This is a genomic window from Priestia flexa NBRC 15715 (assembly GCF_001591565.1).
Lineage (GTDB): Bacteria > Bacillota > Bacilli > Bacillales > Bacillaceae_H > Priestia > Priestia flexa.
In genome coordinates this window covers 1-6,875 of sequence record NZ_BCVD01000160.1, presented here as the reverse complement: position 1 = coordinate 6,875, position 6,875 = coordinate 1, and the positions used below count along the sequence as shown (strand labels likewise).

The window sequence follows — 6,875 nt, the reverse complement described above, 5'->3', positions numbered from 1 at the left end:
CTTTGTTTAAAAAGGATGCTATAAAACTAATCTTATATGTACTTAAAAATACTTTGTTATTGCATATATTTATTTTGAAATGATTTACATGATAAAAAGTTGAGTAAGTAAGGTGTACACAAAAGGTTCACACCATTTATAGGGGTTATTGCTTTTCTTTTCATTTATAATCCAGTAGGATATTGCTTAATCAAACCATCACGTGATGGTTTTTAAAGGGACGGTGACGCTTAGAGTTATTAGTTTGTAGCTAATTATTTGCGTAAAGAAGCGAAAGATAATCAATGTTTACAGAAGTGACTCCCTGAAAAAACTAGCTTTTGTTAAGCATTTGTCATCTGTTCTTTGAATTCTTTATGAGACGAGTAAAGTGTATAAAAAGATCAATAACAAACATTATTCACTATAACAGGAGGTGTACGTCTGTTGTTGGTTATAACCAGAACAGACTCATTTATTGGTTACTTTTAATTTAATATTGCTTGCCATTCTTATTGCGTTAACTGCATTCTTCGTTGCATCGGAATTTGCGATTGTCAAGCTTCGCAGTTCTCGGGTAGATCAACTAGTAGCTGAAGGACGAAAAGGCTCATTAGCCGCAAAGAAAGTGACAACGCATTTAGACGAATACTTATCTGCCTGTCAGTTAGGTATTACCATCACAGCCTTAGGATTAGGTTGGTTAGGAAAGCCTGCGGTTGAACAGCTGCTAAAGCCTGTTCTTGATAATATAGGAGTTAGTGCAGCTATATCGTCTGTGCTGTCGTTTGCCATTGCGTTTTCTCTTGTAACATTTTTGCATGTAGTTGTTGGGGAATTAGCACCTAAAACAGTCGCAATTCAAAAAGCAGAAGCTGTTACATTGCTATTGGCGCCTCCATTAATCTGGTTCTACCGTATTATGTATCCATTCATTTGGGTATTAAACGGTTCAGCTCGTGTGTTAATTCGAATGTTTGGTTTAAAGCCTGCTTCAGAGCACGAAGCCGCTCATACAGAAGAAGAGCTTAAGATTATTTTTTCTGAGAGCTATCAAAGCGGAGCAATTAATCAATCTGAGCTAAAATATGTAAACAACATCTTTGAATTTGATAACCGAGTGGCGCGTGAAATTATGATTCCGCGAACTGAGATTGTAACAGTTTCAACAGACGATAGAGTGGAAGACTTTTTAAGGGTGGCGGTAGCAGAGCGATACACTCGTTATCCTGTTACTGAAAGCGGTAATAAAGATAGCATTGTTGGAATGGTCAATATTAAAGAAGTACTCAATGATGTAGTATTAAATGATGACATAAAAGATAAGCCAATTACATCTTATATGAAGCCGATTATTAAGGTAATTGAGTCTGTTGCCATTCAAGAATTATTAAAGACAATGCAAGGTAAAAGAATGCATATGGCCATCTTGATGGATGAGTACGGTGGAACATCAGGTGTAGTAACGGTTGAAGATATTTTAGAAGAGATTGTTGGAGAAATTCGTGATGAGTTTGATGAAGATGAGAAGCCATCGATTCAGCCCGTTGATGACCAACGCTACATTCTAGATGCAAAGGTCTTAATTGAAGAAGTAAATAATTTGCTTAATATTGAAATTCAAAATGATGATATAGATACAATTGGCGGTTGGATTCTTTTGCAAAAGGTTGATATCAAGCTGAATGAAAAGGTTGTTAATCAAGGCTATCAGTTTAAAGCAATTCAGCTAGAAGGTCATCAGGTAAAGTATATTGAAGTTCAGCCAGCAGAAGCTGTTAGCTAAATGATGTATAGTTGAAAATTATAAAATCCTAGTCAAAAGCTACACTACCAGGAAAAACGGTAGTGTAGCTTTTTTACTGATGAGATGAGGAATCCGACTTGAAGCGTTGCGAATGTTTTTCTTCATTAATCAATATACATAAGAGGAATTTAAAATGTTTACAAAATTGCATAAGGGCTACATAATTTTATTAATATAAAAAAGTTTCCTTTGGTAAACTTTTGTTGAGCTGCTGTCGAGACGAGGCTATCAGAAAACGGAGATAATCTCAGTCAAGGTTAAAAGCAGCTGCTTGCTATCTCAAGAGTTCTACTTTCAGACCCATCATTGCTCACCGACTAAATACTATTCGCCATGCCGATACAATTATGCTTATTGAAAACGGTGAAATTAAAGAAAATGGTAATCATAATGAGTTAATGAAAAAAGAAGGAGTATATTATCGTATGATCCAGCATCAATTCAAGGCTCCAAAAGCTCTCAGTCAATAATAAATGAATCGAAAAGAAAAAGCTCAACATCTGATGTCATAAAGACAGATGTTGAGCTTTTTTATAAGGAGCTTTACATGAATACTTAACCCGTGACAAATAATAATGTGAAAAATCGATTGCGTAAAAATGAACAGACATAAGAAAATCTTTTCATCTTTAAAATAAAAATCAAATATTTGGATATTTCGTATCTGAATTGTTAATTTGACAGTATAAAATTAACATTTTTTTTAGACTTTTTACACATAATTAAAGGATTTACAAAACGTTTACAAAAATCAAAATAAAAATTTACAAGCAGAGTTTACTCTATAAGAAATACGAATAGAGTGTCTTGGAGGTTTAGAGATGAAGCTTATAAGAAAGACAGCGATAGGATTACTTGTTCTATCTTTCGTTACTACTTTGGCAGCGTGTGGTTCTTCTGATACTAGCTCAGAAAATTCATCTGGCGGTAGCAATTACACACTAGCAATTTCAGGCTCAACGTCCGTTGGTCCTTTAGCTGAGAAGCTAGCAGCTAAATATGAAGAGAAAAATAACATTAATATAGAGATCAATCAAATTGGTTCTTCTGCTGGAATTACCAACGCAACAAGCGGTGTTTCAGAAATTGGCATGTCTTCACGTGACTTAAAAGAAGAAGAAAAAGCAACTGGCTTAAAAGAGCATATCATTGCTTACGATGGAATTGTGGTAATTACGCATCCTACAAATAAGGTCAAGAATCTTTCAATGGAAGAAGTAAAGAAAATCTTTACTGGTGAAATTACAAATTGGAAAGAGCTTGGTGGAGAAGACATGGAAATTGTCGTCGTTTCCCGAGAAGATGGATCAGGTTCAAGAGATGCATTTCAAGAAATTGTTGGCTACTCTTCTGGAGAGCTAATCAAAAACGCCATTGTTGCGAGTGGAAATGGAAACATTAAAACCACAGTTGCTACAAATAAGCACGCTGTAGGCTTTGTTTCATTTGAGTATATTGATGAATCTGTTGCTACTTTAAATATTAATGGAGTACAGCCTACAGCAGATAATGTATTGCAGCAAAAATATAGCTTATCAAGACCGTTTCTGTTTGTGAACAAACAAGAGACTTTAAGTGAAGAAGGTCAGAAATTCATTGATTATATCTTAAGTCCAGAAGGTCAAAAAATTGCATCGGATGCGGGCGTAATACCATTAAAATAAAACGGTACGTTTAAGCAATTTTGGAGGAATGAAGTATGTCAACGCCACCTATTAAAAATCAAAATCAAGAAGTTGAAAAATCGAATCGAATGAAGTACGTGCTAGAGAAACTGTCGGGAAGATTATTTATGTTATGTGCTCTCCTTTCAGTAGTCAGCTTAGTATTAATTATCGGATTTGTATTTTATAAAGGATTTCATCCTTTTGTTACGCAAGGGTATAGCTTTATTGACTTTCTCTTTGGAGTAGATTGGGTACCTAGTGAAGATAAGTTCGGAATCTTTCCTATGATTGTAGCATCTGTCTTTGCTACGATTGGAGCACTCATTATCGGTGTACCAATTGCCTTGTTTACCGCTATCTTTTTAGCTGAAATTGCGCCTAAAAGCTTAGCGAAAATTGTTTCACCTGCTGTACAGCTTTTAGCGGGTATTCCGTCTGTACTATATGGAGTATTTGGATTAGCTGTTATTGTTCCTTTTCTACAAAATAATTTAGGGCTAGCTCGAGGTCAAAGTTTATTAGCGGTCATTTTAGTTTTAGCTATTATGATGTTACCAACGGTTGTTACGGTATCGGAAACGGCCATTCGTGCAGTGCCAAAAGCGTATCGTGAAGGGTCGTTAGCTCTTGGAGTTTCTAAGATTGGTACAATCTTCAAGGTAGTAGTCCCAGCGGCTAAGTCAGGTATTATGACAGCTGTTGTTTTAGGAATGGGTAGAGCAATTGGGGAAACGATGGCTGTTATATTAGTTGCAGGAAACAGCTTAATTATTCCATCTAGCTTAACTGATAGTGTACGTCCGTTAACGACTAACATTGCGCTAGAGATGGGGTATGCAGCAGGTACGCACCAAGAGATGCTTTTTGCTACAGGGATTGTGTTGTTCTCGTTTATTTTACTTTTAAATTTTGTATTGGCAAAGATCAGTTCAAAAGGAGGTAACTAAGTTGAGGAAGTTTAAAGATAATGTACTAAATGGACTGCTTTGGTTTTCAGCTTTTTTAACAGTTGCCGTCCTAGTTACTATCGTCGGATATATTTTTTATAAAGGCTATCGTTTAATTAGCGTTGATTTTATCTTTGGAGATTATTCACCTTCAGGACATGACGGTGGAATTTGGCCAATGATTGTCACAACTATCTATACAATTGTTATTTCATTGCTTATTGCCACACCAATTGGAATCTTGGCTGCTGTATACCTACAGGAATACGCAAAACAAGGAAAGCTAGTTAGAGTCATTCGCTTTGCCACGGAAAGTTTAACTGGGATTCCGTCCATTATTTACGGTTTGTTTGGTGCAGTATTTTTTGTTACGACGTTAAAGCTAGGTATGTCAATTATTTCGGCTTCTTTAACACTTACGATTATTGTTTTACCAGTTATTATTCGAACAACAGAAGAAGCATTAAAAGTTGTGCCACGCTCATATCGCGAAGGATCATTAGCTCTAGGTACAACAAAGTTACAAACTTTATATAAAGTCATTTTACCGAGCGCTATGCCGGGTATACTATCTGGTATCATCCTTTCAATCGGTCGTATCGTTGGTGAGTCAGCAGCAATTTTCTTAACAGCGGGAACGGTAGCTGCACTGCCAGAGAGTATTTTTTCTTCAGCTAGAACATTAACGGTTCATTCGTACTTAGTTACGCAAGAATCTGGAGATATTGAGCTTGCCGCGGCAATTGGAATTGTATTGATTGTGGTTATTTTGGTGTTAAACTTTGCAACGACTTTTATATCTAAAAAGCTAAACAAAGCGGATTATTAAGAGAGGAGTCGAATGATGAATATAACTATTGATCGTCAGAAGGGCAGCAAAACAAACGTGTTAGGAAATGAGAGGCATTCTGATAAGAAGACAAAAATCAGCGTGAGTGATTTGAATTTGTTTTATGGAGAAAAACAAGCACTGTATTCAGTTTCCCTTGATATAAAAGAAAAAGAAGTCACTGCATTTATCGGTCCATCTGGTTGTGGTAAGTCAACATTTTTACGCACATTAAACCGAATGAACGATTTAATCGACAGTGTCAAAATCAGTGGAAAAGTAATTATTGATAATGAAAACATTTATGAGTCAAGCGATGTAATTAAGCTACGAACAAAAGTAGGAATGGTGTTTCAAAAAGCAAACCTATTTCCCATGAGCATCTATGATAATGTAGCGTATGGACCAAGAATGCATGGTATAAAAAATAAAAAAGAGCTAAACAAGATTGTTGAAGAGAGTTTACGTGGCGCTGCGATTTGGGATGAAGTAAAAGACCGTTTAAAGACATCCGCGCTTGGTTTATCAGGTGGACAACAACAGCGTGTTTGTATTGCTCGTGCAATTGCTATGAAACCAGATGTAATCTTAATGGATGAACCGACTTCAGCTTTAGATCCAATTTCTACTTTAAAAGTAGAAGAATTAATTACGCAGATGAAAAAAGATTATACAATTATTATTGTAACTCATAATATGCAGCAAGCCGCTCGTATCTCAGATAAAACTGCCTTTTTCTTAAATGGTGAGGTCGTTGAATACAGTTCTACAGATAAACTTTTCTCAGTTCCGCAAGATAAGCGAACAGAAGACTATATTACTGGTCGATTCGGCTAATTATGTACATGAAAAAATCCTAGGGAATTTATTTCCCGGGATTTTTTTATTGAAAGAGTGATGCTTTCCATTGAGAAATTCACTAAAATAAAGAAAACGGTAGAGAAAGCGAGTATGAGATGAGAATTCAAAAGTATATTAGCGAAACAGGCTTCTGTTCAAGAAGGCATACAAATCGCTTGATTATAGAAGGCAGAGTGACTGTAAACGGAGTCGTGAGTGAGAAGAACACCATGATAGCAGAACATGATGAAGTTCTGATTGATGGAAGGCCTATCCCTCGTAAGGAACAGTCTGTTTATTTAGCGCTTCATAAGCCGGTAGGTATTACGTGTACCGCAGCTAAAGAAGTGGAGGGAAATATCATTGATTTTGTAAATTATCCAACGCGAATCTTTCCTGTTGGCCGCTTGGACAAAGCTTCTGAAGGGCTTATTTTAATGACAAATGATGGTGACATTTTCAACAAAATTCTCCGATCAGAGCATGGTCATGAAAAAGAGTATGTCGTTACGGTGGATAAGGTAATTACAGAGCAGTTCGTGCTGGAAATGGAAAGCGGTGTTGAGATTTTAAATACCATCACTAAGCCGTGTAAGGTCGAAAAAATAAGTGACAATGTGTTTAAGATTATTTTAACTCAAGGACTTAATCGGCAGATTAGAAGAATGTGTAAAGCATTAGGTTATCGAGTTGAGCGCCTGCAGCGGATTCGCATTATGAATATTCACCTAGGAAATTTAGAAGCGGGGGCTTGGAGAGAGCTATCACAGCAAGAATTAAATGAACTGTTGAAAGAGACTGAGACA

General features: G+C 36.3%; 7 protein-coding genes. All 7 read left to right on the top strand.

Features of this window, described 5'->3' with window-relative positions; genetic code table 11:
* Positions 1-457: 457 nt before the first annotated feature.
* Entirely contained in the window at positions 458-1,765 is a 1,308-nt protein-coding gene (locus BFL01S_RS18215; protein ID WP_061786561.1) for a hemolysin family protein, read from the top strand.
* Between the two features lie 368 nt (positions 1,766-2,133).
* Positions 2,134-2,256: a hypothetical protein gene (locus tag BFL01S_RS21325; RefSeq protein WP_268873901.1), complete on the top strand. Its 123-nt coding sequence runs from the start codon at positions 2,134-2,136 to the stop codon at positions 2,254-2,256.
* A gap of 351 nt (positions 2,257-2,607) precedes the next feature.
* Positions 2,608-3,450 carry a phosphate ABC transporter substrate-binding protein gene (locus BFL01S_RS18210; RefSeq protein WP_035319837.1) on the top strand — a complete coding sequence of 281 codons (843 nt, stop codon included), beginning with the start codon at positions 2,608-2,610 and terminating at the stop codon, positions 3,448-3,450.
* A 35-nt stretch (positions 3,451-3,485) separates the two neighbouring features.
* Positions 3,486-4,400, top strand: a complete 915-nt coding sequence (gene pstC / locus BFL01S_RS18205) for a phosphate ABC transporter permease subunit PstC (RefSeq protein WP_035319835.1) — start codon at positions 3,486-3,488, stop codon at positions 4,398-4,400.
* A 1-nt stretch (position 4,401) separates the two neighbouring features.
* A complete protein-coding gene (pstA, locus tag BFL01S_RS18200; RefSeq protein WP_061786560.1) occupies positions 4,402-5,229 on the top strand; it encodes a phosphate ABC transporter permease PstA in 828 nt (275 codons plus the stop codon).
* A 15-nt stretch (positions 5,230-5,244) separates the two neighbouring features.
* Positions 5,245-6,066: a phosphate ABC transporter ATP-binding protein PstB gene (gene pstB, locus BFL01S_RS18195; protein ID WP_025907608.1), complete on the top strand. Its 822-nt coding sequence runs from the start codon at positions 5,245-5,247 to the stop codon at positions 6,064-6,066.
* Positions 6,067-6,185: 119 nt separating this feature from the next.
* On the top strand, positions 6,186-6,875 hold a 690-nt coding region (locus BFL01S_RS18190), incomplete at its 3' end, for a pseudouridine synthase (protein ID WP_061786562.1).

Excerpts from the sequence above, each read along its gene's own strand:
- BFL01S_RS21325 (WP_268873901.1), top strand. The coding sequence starts at position 2,134 with ATGCTTATTGAAAACGGTGAAATTAAAGAAAATGGTAATCATAATGAG.
- BFL01S_RS18210 (WP_035319837.1), top strand. The coding sequence starts at position 2,608 with ATGAAGCTTATAAGAAAGACAGCGATAGGATTACTTGTTCTATCTTTC.
- pstC (WP_035319835.1), top strand. The coding sequence starts at position 3,486 with ATGTCAACGCCACCTATTAAAAATCAAAATCAAGAAGTTGAAAAATCG.
- pstB (WP_025907608.1), top strand. The coding sequence starts at position 5,245 with ATGAATATAACTATTGATCGTCAGAAGGGCAGCAAAACAAACGTGTTA.